This window comes from Vibrio japonicus, assembly GCF_024582835.1.
GTDB classification, from domain to species: Bacteria; Pseudomonadota; Gammaproteobacteria; order Enterobacterales; family Vibrionaceae; genus Vibrio; species Vibrio japonicus.
Genome location: NZ_CP102097.1, coordinates 772,740 through 787,936, shown reverse-complemented (window position 1 = coordinate 787,936; position 15,197 = coordinate 772,740). Strand labels below are relative to the sequence as shown.

General features: G+C 43.7%; 17 protein-coding genes and 1 riboswitch. Of the genes, 3 read left to right on the top strand and 14 right to left on the bottom strand.

The genetic code is table 11. The features are described from left to right. Positions 1–73: 73 nt before the first annotated feature. The 4 genes from NP165_RS16700 to NP165_RS16685 all read right to left on the bottom strand — a co-directional run bounded on the left by NP165_RS16700 (position 74) and on the right by NP165_RS16685 (position 3,626). Complete coding sequence (locus NP165_RS16700) at positions 74–1,462, bottom strand: SLC13 family permease (RefSeq protein WP_257085661.1); 1,389 nt, start codon at positions 1,460–1,462, stop codon at positions 74–76. A gap of 159 nt (positions 1,463–1,621) precedes the next feature. Then, positions 1,622–2,473, bottom strand: coding sequence for an alpha/beta fold hydrolase (locus tag NP165_RS16695; protein WP_257086846.1), 852 nt, complete (start codon positions 2,471–2,473; stop codon positions 1,622–1,624). A 94-nt stretch (positions 2,474–2,567) separates the two neighbouring features. Then, positions 2,568–3,155 (bottom strand): TetR/AcrR family transcriptional regulator, encoded by a 588-nt coding sequence (locus NP165_RS16690; RefSeq protein WP_257085660.1) that lies wholly within the window; start codon positions 3,153–3,155, stop codon positions 2,568–2,570. Between the two features lie 132 nt (positions 3,156–3,287). Then, positions 3,288–3,626, bottom strand: a complete 339-nt coding sequence (locus tag NP165_RS16685; protein ID WP_257085659.1) for an ArsR/SmtB family transcription factor — start codon at positions 3,624–3,626, stop codon at positions 3,288–3,290. Between the two features lie 284 nt (positions 3,627–3,910). Here NP165_RS16685 and NP165_RS16680 point away from each other — a divergent pair, with 284 nt between their 5' ends. Beyond that, positions 3,911–4,201, top strand: a complete 291-nt coding sequence (locus NP165_RS16680; protein WP_257085658.1) for a hypothetical protein — start codon at positions 3,911–3,913, stop codon at positions 4,199–4,201. A 114-nt stretch (positions 4,202–4,315) separates the two neighbouring features. On the opposite strand, the gene thiD is transcribed toward NP165_RS16680, so the two are convergent. The 5 genes from thiD to NP165_RS16655 all read right to left on the bottom strand — a co-directional run bounded on the left by thiD (position 4,316) and on the right by NP165_RS16655 (position 9,898). Next, positions 4,316–5,146, bottom strand: coding sequence for a bifunctional hydroxymethylpyrimidine kinase/phosphomethylpyrimidine kinase (gene thiD, locus NP165_RS16675; protein WP_257085657.1), 831 nt, complete (start codon positions 5,144–5,146; stop codon positions 4,316–4,318). A gap of 95 nt (positions 5,147–5,241) precedes the next feature. Beyond that, positions 5,242–5,339, bottom strand: a riboswitch (TPP riboswitch). 130 nt (positions 5,340–5,469) lie between these two features. After that, on the bottom strand, positions 5,470–5,622 hold the full coding sequence (locus tag NP165_RS16670; RefSeq protein ID WP_257085656.1) for a hypothetical protein: 153 nt from the start codon (positions 5,620–5,622) through the stop codon (positions 5,470–5,472). Positions 5,623–5,993: 371 nt separating this feature from the next. Beyond that, positions 5,994–7,874, bottom strand: a complete 1,881-nt coding sequence (locus NP165_RS16665) for a PhoX family protein (RefSeq protein WP_257085655.1) — start codon at positions 7,872–7,874, stop codon at positions 5,994–5,996. Positions 7,875–8,333: 459 nt separating this feature from the next. Continuing rightward, positions 8,334–9,167 (bottom strand): arginase family protein, encoded by an 834-nt coding sequence (locus tag NP165_RS16660; RefSeq protein ID WP_257085654.1) that lies wholly within the window; start codon positions 9,165–9,167, stop codon positions 8,334–8,336. Positions 9,168–9,172: 5 nt separating this feature from the next. Beyond that, positions 9,173–9,898 carry an IclR family transcriptional regulator gene (locus NP165_RS16655; RefSeq protein WP_257085653.1) on the bottom strand — a complete coding sequence of 242 codons (726 nt, stop codon included), beginning with the start codon at positions 9,896–9,898 and terminating at the stop codon, positions 9,173–9,175. A 346-nt stretch (positions 9,899–10,244) separates the two neighbouring features. Between NP165_RS16655 and NP165_RS16650 the strand changes: the two genes are divergently transcribed. Next, positions 10,245–10,670, top strand: coding sequence for a universal stress protein (locus tag NP165_RS16650; RefSeq protein WP_257085652.1), 426 nt, complete (start codon positions 10,245–10,247; stop codon positions 10,668–10,670). Positions 10,671–10,847: 177 nt separating this feature from the next. Here the strand turns inward: NP165_RS16650 and NP165_RS16645 are convergent, their stop codons facing one another. Next, positions 10,848–11,330, bottom strand: a complete 483-nt coding sequence (locus NP165_RS16645) for a MarR family winged helix-turn-helix transcriptional regulator (RefSeq protein ID WP_257085651.1) — start codon at positions 11,328–11,330, stop codon at positions 10,848–10,850. A 116-nt stretch (positions 11,331–11,446) separates the two neighbouring features. On the opposite strand from NP165_RS16645, the gene NP165_RS16640 reads away from it, so the two are divergent. Beyond that, positions 11,447–12,346: a DMT family transporter gene (locus NP165_RS16640; RefSeq protein ID WP_257085650.1), complete on the top strand. Its 900-nt coding sequence runs from the start codon at positions 11,447–11,449 to the stop codon at positions 12,344–12,346. A 115-nt stretch (positions 12,347–12,461) separates the two neighbouring features. On the opposite strand, the gene NP165_RS16635 is transcribed toward NP165_RS16640, so the two are convergent. The 4 genes from NP165_RS16635 to NP165_RS16620 form a co-directional block, all read right to left on the bottom strand. Continuing rightward, positions 12,462–13,055 (bottom strand): Fic/DOC family protein, encoded by a 594-nt coding sequence (locus NP165_RS16635; protein WP_257085649.1) that lies wholly within the window; start codon positions 13,053–13,055, stop codon positions 12,462–12,464. 421 nt (positions 13,056–13,476) lie between these two features. Next, positions 13,477–14,193, bottom strand: coding sequence for a YebC/PmpR family DNA-binding transcriptional regulator (locus NP165_RS16630; RefSeq protein ID WP_257085648.1), 717 nt, complete (start codon positions 14,191–14,193; stop codon positions 13,477–13,479). Positions 14,194–14,284: 91 nt separating this feature from the next. Further along, positions 14,285–14,494 carry a DUF3283 family protein gene (locus NP165_RS16625; protein ID WP_257085647.1) on the bottom strand — a complete coding sequence of 70 codons (210 nt, stop codon included), beginning with the start codon at positions 14,492–14,494 and terminating at the stop codon, positions 14,285–14,287. Positions 14,495–14,659: 165 nt separating this feature from the next. Then, positions 14,660–14,857: a PA3496 family putative envelope integrity protein gene (locus NP165_RS16620; protein ID WP_257085646.1), complete on the bottom strand. Its 198-nt coding sequence runs from the start codon at positions 14,855–14,857 to the stop codon at positions 14,660–14,662. Positions 14,858–15,197 lie beyond the last annotated feature (340 nt).

Here is a 15,197-nt window from a genome sequence, read left to right as displayed (position 1 = left end):
TGAGGGAGCCAGCGGCTCCCTCTTTTGGATCGGTATCAAGGTGTATCAATTACACTTTCATGCGAAAAATAAATCACGCCCAAAACGTCATTGCGATAAACGTCAGTATCACAATACAGACAAGATTCAAGATAACACCGACACGCATCATTTCGCTCTGTTTCACGTGACCAGAACCAAACACAATGGCATTCGGAGGTGTCGCAACTGGCAGCATAAACGCACATGAAGCCGATACCGCAATCAGTACAGAAAGCACCACTGGCGACATACCAAAGGCTTCTGCCACGGTAGCGAACACGGGGATCAGCAACGCAGCGCTGGCCGTGTTACTCGCAAATTCCGTCAAGAACACAACGAACACAGCAATGACCGCGATAATGAAGAAAATACCAAGGTGGGAAATCAGGTTGCTCAACTCATTGGCTAAGAATACGCTGGTCCCAGTTGCCTTCAATACGTTACTCAAACAGATACCGCCACCAAACAGAAGTAACACACCCCAGTCAGCGGTTTTTTCGATATCTTTCCAGTGAACGACGCGTGCAAAGCTCACAGCAATAATCGCACTTAGCGCAACAATCGTATCGAACTTAGCGTATCCACCAAGCATTGCGTTAATCGGTTTGCTGAATATCCAGCAGAAAACCGTTGCGGAGAAGATCGCTAACGTCACCACTTTTCCTTTATCCCATGTAACAGGCTCGTGGTTCAGTTCAAATTTTCCATCCAAATCTGGTTTCAGCACAAAATAAAGCACAGCCACCATAATCGGCAGCATGATAAGCGCTGTCGGTAAACCAAAGCTCATCCACTCAGTGAATGTTAAACCCACTTCAGCGGCCGCAATCGCATTCGGCGGGCTGCCCACCACTGTGGCAATACCACCAATACTCGCGCTATAAGCAATACCCAATAAAACAAACACATACGTTTTGTGACCGCTTTCTGAGTTCACTTTGCTCAATACGCCAAGTACCAGTGGCAACATCATCGCTGTTGTTGCCGTGTTACTGATCCACATCGACAGGCCAGCGGTAACCCCAAACAACATAAATACGGCAACACTCATTTTCCCTTGCGCCAAAGTGAGCACTTTGTCGGCAATCACTTTATCCAACCCTTGTCGGTGCATGGCCGCAGCAAGGGCAAAACCACCTAAAAAGAGAAAAATGATCGAGTTAGAGAAGTTGTTTAATGCGGTTTGAGTGTCAAACACCCCAAATAACACCGCCATAATCGGAACAAGAATCGCGGTTACTGTGACATGCAGGGCTTCCGTTAACCAAAGAATCGCGATGAACACTAGCATGCTTAAGCCCAGAACAACTTGAGGCTCAAACGGTAGCGTAAAATACAACACAGCAAACAGGATGACATCAGCTAAAACAATCATACTGTTGCGGTTAAAAAACCATTCTCGGGTATTATTAGGTAAAGGGACACTATCATTTCTATTCATTATTATATTTCCTTAAGAGGGCCTTGTGGCAGCGCGAATGATCCCACACAACCCCTTAGAGAAATATTTTTCATTATCGAATTTGTTAACCGTATCAAGTTCATGGGTATGGATGTAGCCTATGTGAATAAAACACTCACTAACCCATACAAAAAGTGATTACTTAGTCACCAACTCATTAAAACTATCCATGACTTGCTGACACTTCATCACTCGCCCATGACCTTGCCCTTTGGTCGCCACCAAGCTGACATTCTCTATTTCTTGTGCCGCTTTTTCAGACACAGAGAACTGCGTAAATTTATCGTCTTGGTCATGAACTATAATAGTCTCGCCTTGGCGGAGTTTCAGTTTATTGAATGGGTCAATAGATTGCATCGGATAGTGGTACTGCTCTTCTACCTTAGATACCACCGCATTGAACAGTCGCATTGAATAACCAGAACGCGCAACACTGCCAAATAGGTTATCAAGGTAATCCAGCACTGGCGCAATCAGTAGCATAGGCTTACCTACCAATTTTTGGTGGCGACATTCAATCGCTGACGCCGTTCCCATGCTGTGTCCAACCAATCCCGCGACATCCTCCACACTATCCAGAATCGCTTCTAATCCAAGGACAAAGGCAGGAATGTGGCCGTAAGCGCCTTCACTTTGGCCATGAGCAGGATGATCATACGCAAGCGCAGTAAAACCTTTGCTCGCGATATGCGCCATCAACGGATAAAACTGGCTAGCACTGCCTGACCAACCGTGAGTAAGTACCCACACTGGCCCACTTCCCAGCTTGTAGGTTTTTAGTACACCTTCTTTGGACTGAACCTCACCTTTAATTAGACCTTCAGGCTCTGCATTTTTCGGTATCGCCCGAGCAGGAGTCAGCAACAGTTTACGTGCCGTTTGCTCAGCATGCTTTGGCGTCAGAGTGTGGTGCAGCCGAGTGCTAATATTGATCAAACTCTTTTTAAGATTGAACTTATTGGATGTATTGAAATAAATCTTGTCACTCATCATCTTGTCCTTAACCCGCCCGCCCACAAATAGAACGACCGTGCTATTTTTAGTTAAATAATAAGCCGAGACTAACGCTCAGCTTGGATAAATCCTACTTCCAGCTCTTCATCAACGTGTTTACTCCGTTCCAAAAATGCTCTGAGCTGGCCTCTTTTCCATAAATAGAATAGAAAAGGTGAGAACTCAGATACAGACCATACAACTCAAACGTGGCCTGTTTAGGGTCTAGATCGGAGCGAAACTCTTTATTTTCTATCCCTTTAGATATCTGAATACGCAAATACTCGATCCACGTAGAGATCGTTTTCTTTAGTGCCTGCTGAGTTGACGTTGGTTCCACACTTGCTTCTTTCCATGAATCCAAAAACATACAACTGCCCTGAAATGAGTGGTTCCAGCCTAGCCAATTATCCAACAGCGCGTTGAGCTTACTTTCCACGGTTTGTGTGCTGAGCTCTCTTGCTGGCGCAATCACCCGCTGAGTAAAGGTTTGATTCGCGTAATTGAGCACTTCCACTTGTAAGTTCTCTTTGGAATTAAAGTGCGCGAACAGGCCACTTTTCGACATTCCACAACGCTTAGCCAATTCGCCAATAGTTAAGCTTTCTAAGCCATTTTCGCTGGCAAGTTCAAATGCCTTGCTTAGAATGTTTTCTTTGGTGATTTTTCCTTTACTCATTCGGCACTCTCTCGATGTACTCTATTTAGTTTTAGCACGTTCGTTCTTTTTTACAAGTTTTTGCTCGCCAGAAACGCAAAAAAGGCGATGGGTAAAAAACCAACGCCTTTACATTTACACACTTAGATTGATTTATTCGCTTTGGGACATATCCAATGCCGTACATGAGTTTTGAGCATTATCGTCATCTTCGCAGCAACATTCTGCCTTTAGAAAGCCAATAACACTGTCTAGGCATTGGTATTCTGCCACACAGTATAACGTTCGGCCTTCGCGGCGCTGGCTCAGCAAACCAGCAGAAGCAAGACTGGAAATGTGATGTGATAAGGTTGAACCAGGTACGCTCAGTTTTTCCTGAATCACGCCGACAGAAACGCCTTTATAGCCTGCCTTCACTATGGTTTTATATATGGCCAAGCGAGTCGGGTGACCTAACTCTTTTAAAGCTTTAGCGACAACTTCTAGTTCCATCAGCAAATCCTGCATTTAACAATATTTCCAAATTAATAGAACTATTGACACAATGCAACACTGGCAATGTAAGATTTTTTAAGTCAACGCTCTTCAAAACTCGCCATGTAGAACAATCTCACCACCCCAACGCTATCTAGGTGAATCAAACAAGCAGGCCTATGATGAAAATAAATTTGCTTATTTCTTAACCAGGGTCAAATTTAGCAATAATTTAATATTCCTGTTTAATACGCTGTCCTACACTTGAGTAGAGCGAAAGCAAGCTAGGTAAGGAGAGACAAATGATTTCTGTACATCGGCACTATGAGCTTAACGACACAAAACGCTTCCATGTGAATATTGAAGTCAATCCCATCGGACTTTTAGACGTTGAGATTGTTGAACTTCAAAAGCATCATCAAGCGGATCTGTGCGACGTTGAATTTGAAAAACTCACCGGCAAAACACGATTACACTGCAATAAAAATAGAGATAAATGGGCAGTAGAGTTAAACGATAAAGATGCGAATGAACTCAGCACACTGATTGTGGAAGCGAATGAAGAGTATGAAACTCTCATGCGCGATTTGTAACGGCGAGAAATAAGTCACTCCGCTGTTTGATTGATTGAAACAACTGATTAAAACAACGGAGTAGAATCTAGCTGACTAACGATGGACTACAGTGCCACCACATCCAACCATTCGTTAGCGCACATTCACATGGCCAGGAAAAAAATGATGTACCGGGCCATGCCCCTTCCCAACTTCCAACTCATCCGAATGAGAAATCGCTTGTGAGATATACTGCTTTCCAAGATACACCGCTTTATGCAGCCTATTTCCTTGAGCAAGATACGATGCGATAGCTGAAGAAAGCGTACAGCCCGTTCCATGGGTATTTTTGGTGTCGTACCGTTTTGCTCTCAGTAATTCATAGCTCTGTTCCATTATCAGCAGATCATTGCTATTTCTATCATGTTCCAGATGGCCACCTTTTAGTAGAACCGATTTCGCTCCTAACGCGCGTAAATCTTCTATTAAGGCTCCCATTTCATCTTCGTTCTGAGGGACAGACTTACCCACTAGAGCCGCCCCTTCAGGAAGATTAGGTGTTAACAAATCAGCCATCGGGATTAACTCTTGTTTAAGCGTGCAAATCGCATTTTGCTCCAGCAATAGATCGCCACTTGTCGCGACCATAACAGGGTCAATCACCAAATGTTTAGGCGTGTATTGCTTGAGCTTACGCGCAACTAACTTGATGATTTCAGCGTCGGCTAGCATCCCTATTTTGACCGCTACCACGTTCAAATCAGAAAAAACCGCATCAAGCTGGCTTTCGATATGTTCCAGCGGTATAGGATGAATGGCAGAGACACCCAACGTATTTTGCGATGTAATCGCTGTAATCACGGAACAGGCATAACTACCCGTCGCTGAGATGGCTTTAATATCGGCTTGGATTCCTGCCCCACCGCCGCTGTCGGACCCAGCGATCGTCAATACAATGGGAGTGGTGTCTTGTGAATGTGGCATTGTCGCTCCTACTACAAGACGTATAAGAACTGACTCTGCCAAAGTAGAGGAATGAAAGAAGTTCCACTTATAGCGAGTGCATCAAACCAGAATGTAACTTGATGCGAATAGTTCCCTACGCCAGTGCTAACTGAATCAGGTTCTACGGGTCTCGCAATGCGATCTCAGCCTTCAGGCTCCCCGACTATATCCAACAAATAATAGCAGTAAGTGAAACGCCAATGCACCTACATTTTTCTAAAAAACGCGAGGTGGGAATGATGAAAAATGATGTAGCACCAAAAACGACAAAAGGAGCCGAAAGCTCCTTTTTCCACTCGCGTTTACGCTTCGAGAATCTCTTCACCTAGTACTTCCGTAAGGAGTAACTGATCGGACTCATCTAATTTCATACCTAAAAGGGGCAGTCCGTGTTGGACCGTCCAACAGCAAAAGAAAACAACGATGGCTAATGCAAATAAAATGACTGAAACCATACCCTAACCTCCTCTTGTGGTTAAACACCAATACCTAGCTAACCCAAGGTGCAGCTTCGGAAGAAGTTAAAGGCCGTTGTGCAATACTTTATTCTTTTACGTTCGGATTCACGCTTAATAACAAGAATTTGTTAAAACCTGTGTCTCTATTGCGCTCAGTTTATTGTATTAACTTGTAACGTTTTATCGGTCTCTACACCCTAGAATTATTGAGGTACCATTTCAATATAGTGTTACCGTATGATGGAAGCAACTACATTTAGTATCATATAAAGAGACTGTCACAACTTTTTATGTATTTTGTTACATAAATTTCATATATCAAAAAAGGGGCTGAACGCCCCTTTGAACTACTGGTTTTAATTTAACAACTACGCGCCAATAACACCGCCATCTTCTCGCGTAATCGCTACGATGGTCGAGCGTGGCTTCGTGTTACCACCAGCAGGGAAATGCGATGGCGCGCCATCTTCCCCTGGGTGTTGTACGCCAACAAACATGGTTTTATAGTCAGCTGAGAACGTCAAACCCGTGATTTCACATGCGATTGGACCCGTTAGGAATCGACGAACTTCACCTGTCATTGGGTCACCACATAACATCTGGTTGTTGCCCTGACCGGCGAAATCCCCTTCATTTGAGTACTTACCGTCTGTTTGAATCCACAAACGACCAGCTTTATCAAAGCCGATACCATCCGGGCTGTTAAACATATTTTCAGGTGTGATGTTTTCACTACCCGCGTAAGCCGTACCTTTGTGAACCACTGGGTTACCCGCGATTAGGTATAGGTCCCACTCAAAGCTGTTGCTCGTGTGATCTCCACCATGTGGTAACCAGCGAACAATCTGACCGTAGTTGTTTTCTGCTCGTGGGTTTGGTCCACCAACAGGTTGGTTTTCTTTCACGCCACGGTTTTTGTTGTTAGTCAGTGTACAGAAAACATGTTTGTTATCAGGGTGCACAGCAACCCACTCTGGGCGATCCATGGTGGTTCCGCCAACATGAGTTGCAGCGCGACGAGCGAAGATCATCACTTCTGCCTGATCGTTAAAGCCGTTTTCTTTTGTTAAACCATTTTTGCCGTAAGTCAGTTCAATCCACTCACCTTTACCTGCCAGCTCTTTGTCGTCCATGCTGAATTTCGCAACATACAACGTGCCTTCTTCTAGCAGGTCGCGGTTAGCCTTGTCGTTGCCAGGTTTGTATTTGTTCTTAGAAACGAATTTGTATATGTGCTCACCACGCTCATCATCACCAAGATAAACGACAACATGCCCATCGTCATTGATCACTACCGCAGCATTCTCATGCTTGAATCGGCCTAGCGCAGTGCGTTTTAGTGGCGTTGATTCTGGGTTGTGTGGGTCGATTTCCACGATCCAGCCGAATCGATGAGGCTCATTTGGATGCTTCGCCACATCAAAACGCTCGTCAGAGTCGTGCCATTGATAGCTGCTTGGTGCGGCTTTTACACCGTAGCGTTTATGATCATCAGAAATCTCAGCGCTTTCATCTCGTGTACCGAAATAACCGTGGAAGTTCTCTTCACACGTCAGGTACGTTCCCCAAGGGGTCTGACCGTTTGCACAGTTGTTGAAGGTACCAAACGGTTTCATGCCTGATTTATCTAATTCAGTTTTCATCAGATCATGACCTGCCGCTGGGCCTGTCAGCATCATCTCGGTGTTTGCGGTAATACGGCGGTTACGTTTACCGCCCTTGTCTAGCTTCCACTCACCACCAGACTTAACAATTTCAAAAACAGTGACACCATGTGCCGCTTGCGCTTTCAAGACATCATCTGCTGTCATTGCTTTACCGCCATGATCAAACAGATATTCATAGTTGGTGTATTCGTTGTTTACGGCGATCACCGCGCGATCATCGCTGATCGGGAACAGGCTCATACCGTCGGTATTATCGCCAAACTGACTTTGTTGAGCTTTGGAGTCTTGTTTACCACTTTGATCAAACTCTGGTGCATTTGGAAAGATCGGATCTCCCCAAGACAATAGTGGTTTCGCTTTGTAGCCTTTCGGTACGATAATTTCGTCCGCTGTTGATGCCGGAACCGACTCAAAGTTTAGCAGCGCGCTTTTTTTGTCTGCGGCAAATGCTTTTGCGATCGGGTTTAAAGAAAGAAAAGCGCCTGCACTTACTGCTGCAGTACCTACTAAGAAACGACGGCGAGATAATCTCGCTTCGATCATCTGGCTAAACTGTGAATCTTGCTCATCACGATTCCACATCACTGACTCCTTGCTTGAGTAATTTTTATTAAATAGCGAGCAGATATTAGGTAGTCAATATGAAAGATTTATTAAGCTATTGTTTCTTAAATATTAATTCGAAGGTTCGTCTTTCCTTGAGTTACATGACAAACTTATGAAAACGCGCTGAACTTCAACTTTGCTGCGTAATGTAAGACATTTATGCAATAAAATGTGATCTAGGATCTAGCCATAACGAAATTTGCTGGCTAAATTAAATCGTGTTCATGAGGAACTGTATTCGTATTGAGCTCAGTGAAGAGCTGTATTTTGTTTTGAGGGAATATCATGAAAAAAATGAGAAGAGCACAATTGCATCGCGTTCGTATTCAATACTGGAAAGACTCAAGTAAAAGCGCGAACAAAGCATCTTAAAATGTGCTAAACCAACACTAAGCTGGCATCAATGCCAGCTTTTGTATATTTACTCCGGCCGAATTAAGCCGCTCGGTGAGTCATCAAATAAGTCTGCGCTAATTCATGAAGAAGGTTAGCGGTTCCTTTAGAGTAAAGATGCTTATCTTTGTAACCCACCAGCTGAATCTGGCGAACTTTCCCCGAAATAAGCAATTGGCGAATAATTCGATTCACGACCTGTATATCAATCGCTGAACCTGCCTCTAAGCGAGAAACAGGGCAAAGACAGTCAAGATCAATATTGAGAATAATATCGTCACAGTGTGCGAGATAACTTGCTAACTGGTGCTTGATCTGGAATCTTTGTCCAAAACAGCACTCTTCTAACGCAAACCAATCGCACCCCAGATCTTCCGCATACTCTAGCGTTCTGCTGTCAAGATGCGCTTTGTCTAAGCCAAGTCCAAACAACCGACACTCGCTATAACGTGAAAGCGCAAAGTGAAATGCGGTGCCCTTTTCAGGCTCTAACGTGGCGTTCAACTCAAAGCTGCGTCCAATGTGCACAACTCCCAGCTCTTTTCTTGGCGAAATAAGTAACGGCAAGCTGTGCAGTAAAGTCTCTGTGTTGTTAGTCAGAACCACGGGCAATGTTTGATCGCCTAAATAATTACTCAGATGCAGCTGATACTTTCCTACCTGCTGTTCATTTAGGTTGTAATGTCCACCATTCACCCAACAGTACTTATCTTGTTGGGCTAGCCATTCATATACTTCTTGTAAGCTCTGATCAGCCATTTCAAAGTCAACCAGCTTAGTCGGTTTGAGCCGCTCACTCACACTAACCAAAGTGAGTTGATGGAGTGGAAGTCCAGTAATATTCTCAGATTTCTTGCGTCGAAATAGCCCAAACATTTCCATTACCTTTCTGGGGGCAAAGCCCTAGCTGCTTGAAGTACATGTAGTATGATTCTTTGTTGATTGATCTGAAATCGATGAACAGGTGCCATAACCGAAACGGCCCCGATAAGTTTACTTCCTTTCATCACTGGGGCACTGATGCCAGAAACCCCCGGGTCAATCTCTGAAGTACTCACTGCATAGCCTTGGTTTCGAATTTGCTCTAGCTCTTGATGCCAAACACTAATGTTGTCGGACTCTCCGAAATAACGCAGAATCTTTTCACAACGCAAAGCGGGCATATAAGCAAGCATCACTCGGGATGAGGCGCCTCGTAGCAGGGGTTGACTTTGACCCTGGACGTAGCTGCAACGAAGCGCCTGCATACTCTCTTTTCTGCTGACACACAAAGCGCGATAACCGACAGGTACCATATACGCTGACATTTCACCCGTCTGCTTTTGCAATCGATTTAGCACCAAATCAATGGCATCTAAGTCGTGCTGATTGCTTTTGTAGCTTCGCATCAGCATCAATGCAGCCGGACCTATGATCAAGGTTTTGTCACTTGGACTTTCTTCGATAAGGTTCCATTCTTTTAAAAGCTTTATATGGCGATACAAGCTACTGATTGGCGTTCCCACCTGTTCGCTCAACTGCTTGGCCGTCACCGGGTCTTCGTTGACCGCGACTTGCATTAAAAGTTGGAGTACCTTTTCATTGACTTGCCCATTACTGTGTTTCATCGAGTTCTACTCATGTTGTATCGTCACGTGGATTCCTTAACAAATTTTATTCTCAAAGAGTAAGAATACATAAAGAAATCAGCGCAATATTTCTCACCCAATAAGAAAGTAACCACTCAACAACTGATCATCTGTCATCAAACAAAAAAACCAAACCAATCACCATTTAAATAAGAAAAAGAACCTAAGAACATTCAATGGTGGGCAAAAGAACATATCGGTAGAAAAAGTAATGCAGCTCAATAAGATGAGCGGAGAATTAATGAGTAAATCGAGATCAATCCAACACCATTTTTCCGTAAATAAGACTAAGCTTACATTGTCTATTTCAGAGAAGGGGTTGGATATGCAATACAAACACATCATGGTTGCTATAGAGCTTTCAGAGCAAAGCAATATCCTTATTGATCGAGCAGTTTTCTTGGCGAACCAACTCGGTTCAGAGCTTTCGTTTGTTCACATCGATGGGACTCATGGGGAGATTTATCCTGATTTAGTGGATATCAAGGCGAACCCTGACCTGAGACCCGTCAATGAGCATACGTTGGAGCAGCTTAGAGAGTTTGATGCTAATACCGAATACCCCGTGAAAAAGATCATTGTGGGTACAGGTGAGTTAAGCGGCAAGCTACACGAAGTGATCGCTGGCAACGGTGTAGATTTGTTGATTTGCGGCCATCACCAAGACTTTTGGAGTCGCATCATCTCCTACTCTCAGCATCTCATTAATAAGTCACCAGTTGATATTCTGGTGGTTCCTATTGAGTCTTAATCACCAAACATACGATAACTATGATGCCCGACAACCCACTTTTTACAGTGGGTTTTCTTTTATTGAGCACATCTAAACACGTATAAAAAGCTGATATGTTCTGTACAGATGCCCCCATTAAATGGGACTTTATTGACATGACACCCTCCCCCGAAAAATGGGGGAACTTGCTGGTGGCTATTCAAACTCAGCCAAACAGACTTTTAAATATTGGTTTAACTCTGTCTTTTGTTTCGGGCTCATCCCTTTAATCAGCGAGTGTTGCAAATCAACATGAACCTGCATCATCTCATCAATAAGTTTTGTCCCTTCTTGCGTCAATTTAACACTCACGCTACGACGATCCTCTTTGCTGTGTGTTCGGGCGATCAGTCCTTTAGATTCCAGCTTATCCAAGCGATTGGTCATCGCCCCCGACGTCAATAACATAGAGCCCATTAACGCGGACGGTGTTAAAGAGAAAGGCTCTCCACTGCGACGCAATGTCGCCAATACATCAAATTCACCGAACTTTAGACCATAGCGCTTATGAAGCTTTGCCACTTCGTTTTCCATGTGCTTAGCGATGCGTAAAATACGCCCCATGATGGCCATTGGCTCTGTTTTTAGCTCTGGTTTTTCCTGAGCCCACTGCTCTGTCACTCGATCAACAACGTCCATAACTACGTTTCCATAGCAAACAAATACTGCCAACTATCTTAACATAAAGATACTTTACAACTCATCTAATAGCGCGTACATTTTGAACAAACTATCTCAATATAAAGATAAGTAACATGAACATATTGCTTGCTATGATCCCTTCATTCTTCTGGGGAACAACATACGCGGTGACTCAGTTTTCGTTAAGTGACTGGCCGCCATTCCTGCTAGGTGTGCTAAGAGCACTGCCGGCAGGACTATTACTCTTGATGATAAAGCCCACTCTTCCATCCAAAGGTGAGTGGAAAGTTCTGCTGACATTAGGAACCATTAACATTGCCGCCTTCTTTGCGCTAATTTTCGTTATGGCTCTTACCCTACCATCTGCCATTTCAGGGGTTGGAATGGTCTCGGTTCCCGTGTTTGCGATACTCTTTCATTGGATCAAAAACAAACAGAAACCTAGCGTGGCTCAAGCCTTCTCCGGCGCAGCTTTGATCTTGCTGGCATGGAAGCTGTTTGATCCAAGTTCAATCAGCCTAAGTCCATTGGGGCTGGCAGCGATGATTGGGGCCATTACATGCATCATCGTGGGCAGTTCTATCACTCAATCACTAGGCACACAAATGCATTGGTGGAAAATCCTGACGTGGCAGTTGCTCCTGGGTGGGATGGTGTTATCAATCGTTGCAGGAGGGCATGCCTTGGTGGAACCTGAAAAATATGCCAATGCTGTAAACCATTTCTCTATACAAAATGCTTTGGGGTTAAGCTGGGTTGCGGTGTTAAACACAGCACTGGGATACGCTCTGTATGTTTGGTTGCTCCAACGTATGAGCATCGTAGATTTTGCTTTTGGTGGTATCGCAAACCCTGTCGCAGGGATTGTGTCAGGACTGCTGTTGCTGGGTGAAAACTTTACGCTAACTCAATACAGTTTGATGGCTGGGATGATTTTGATGTCTTTACTGCCACAAGTCTTAGTCGCCATTAAGAAAAGTAGAGTCAAGCCAGTTCTCAACAGCACCCCTTAGGCACAGTAGTCATACCAATCGAAGTAAATACAACAACGTGAGCAATTAATCCCTTACGCCAAGGCAATAATGTCTTGGCGTTTGTCTCATTTCACATTGGCAAGGTATAGCGCGTCTACAACTTGGCTATCGCCTGACGAAAAATCGCTTTTAGTGGTTCTAAGTCGAGATAGACACCTGCTATATTCGCTTCTATCCACTGGTCTTTCGTCAAATCAGGCCAGGTCAGATCGTAACCAAGAACAAACAACATCTCTTCGAAGAAAAAGCGCTGTACTCGGCCATTCCCCTCTCTGAAGGGATGGAGCAAATTAATTTCACAAAACAGTGACGCGACTTCTTCAATTAGTTTTTCTTGATCGTGTATGTTGGCGAGCGTAGGAATAATCTGAAACAGCGTCTCCCCTTCAACGGCGATTCTCGGAACGGTGCAAAAACGTGTGTCACCTTTTGAAATATCCACTTCGCGCAGTTGACCAGCCCAGTGATACAAGTCTTGGAAAAGATAGGTATGTAAGTGTTGTAGATGAGAGAAAGTAAATTGGTCGATGGAAGTGAGTTCACTTTGATAAGTACGATAACGTTCTGCCGTAAACGCTATTTCAGCCTCAGCCAATTCGTCACCGTCCCTAAGATTGAGCAAGTTAGTCAGAACGTCGCTATCTGGGTAACAGTATCTATCATGATAAGCGCCATATTTATCTCGCATACTTCCTTTTTAACTCAGCTATCGAGCGATTTTCACACTCTTCCTTCAGCGACATGCCCTCATATTTTAGACTAACTTTGTAGTTTTCAGGTTTTGGTAAAAATGTTTTTTTCTTTTTTGTCGTTGAATCAGAAGATGAATTGGACATAAATACCCCTGCTTTGGATTACGTGGTTAAGTTTAACTCACAATGGTCATTGCTTCTACAGCACCCCTCCTCCCGTTGCCATCAAGCTTTCTCCATCTTGATGGCCTGTGTTTTAGGGACTCTGATGTTAGTCTTGTTTTAAGTTAAAAATTGAACAGTTTTACACTGTAAACTGTCTTTAAGTATCTCAAAGCTGGCAAAAATGGCATGAACATACTGTTTTTAGATATAAAAAAACCGAGCTTAGCTCGGTTTTCAATCTTCAGTTGTGCATTACAGTTCAGCGTTGTGGTAAACCTGCTGTACGTCATCACAATCATCAAGCATATCCAGGAACTTCTGGAATTTCTCTGCGTCTTCACCCGCTACTGGCGTGTGAGTTTGAGGAACGAAGGTGATCTCTTCTACGTCAAGAGTCAGCTCTGGGAATGCACCGTTTAGCGCTGTCTTTGTTTTGAAGAACTCAGTGTGAGGAGCAAACACTGTGATCACACCATCTTCAAGTTCAACGTCAGTCACATCAACGTCTTCCATCATTAGCGCTTCTAATACTGCTTCGTCGTCATCGCCTTTGAACTGGAATACAGCTTGGTGATCGAACATGTGAGAAACAGAACCTTCCACACCAATTTTCGCGCCTGTTTTTACAAAACACTGGCGAACGTCTTGGAAAGTACGGTTACCGTTATCTGTTAAACAATCAACGATGACACTTGTACCACCTGGACCAAAGCCTTCGTAACGCGCAGGAACGTAATCTTCACCGCCGCCACCACTTGCTTTATCAATTGCTTTGTCGATAACGTGTGCTGGAACTTGGTCTTTTTTCGCTTTTGCGATCAGGTGCTTCAGAGACAAGTTCATGTCAGGGTCTGCACCGCCATTTTTCGCGCACATGTAAATTTCTTTACCGTATTTGGAATAAACTTTAATTTTTGCGCCAGCTGTTTTCGCCATTGAGGCTTTGCGCACTTCAAAACTTCTTCCCATCGGGATGTTCTCTCTAGTTCAATTTAACGCGAAGGATTTTAGCAAAAAGCGGAATCATTTCAATTTTTCGCGATTTGCAAAGAAATGGGGCTCAAGCTACGCCCATCACTCGCTTATATTTAGCCACAGATTCTAAGAAGAACGACCTTTCGTTTTCATCTCTGATTTTATCCGCTGCCTGATTAATCTCATCAGGGCCTGCTTTCGCTTCTCTAAGCTTCCACACCAAAAATGAAGCTTGTTTATCAAGTTCAACCTTGTTCTTCTCTTCTGGTGGAAGGTTTGAAAGGTTAATCGACATAGGAACGTTCTGCATCTGTAAAAATATGGAATAGAAATATACCACATCAAAAAGGAATGTTTAGAAAGAATCGAGAATTGGGTAGCGGATCAGATCAAAAAACATCGAAAAACAAAGGGTGGCTAACTTCGCCACCCTTACGTATTTGCATTTGTGGGTACAGGGCTAATGGATCAGACCTAATTCCTTCGCCTCTTCAATCGTTAAACCACTTTCTCGGATCTCTCTCAATGCTTCGATACGACGACGAGCTTCCGCTGATTTAACACTTCTGACTGGCTTTTGTAACTCGACTTCTTCCGTGAAGTCCCACGTTTCAGCAATTTTAGTCATTTCATCATGGTCAATAGAATTAATGGACATTGTAACCTCCGAACAAACCATGCAAGGGACAGCTAATCTGTAGCAAAACCACGATACCCTTGTTAAGAATTTTAGATCTAGAATGTGAAGCTGCTACTAGTTCAGGAATTATTAACTATTTTTCTATAAATAAGCTTTGCTGCGGCAAAAATCTGGCGGTACATTTAGAAAATCGTCCCTACATTTTCTAGTTAGATCTAGTTCGCATTTTTTCTTCTATTCCCTCCTGAACGTCTCCCCCTAAAACTGTAATGTTTCATAATCCGAAGGATACTTTTCGAGTCAGTTCACTTTTTTAATTCACACTTCTTTTCACTCTCGAAATAAGGGTTAATGATAA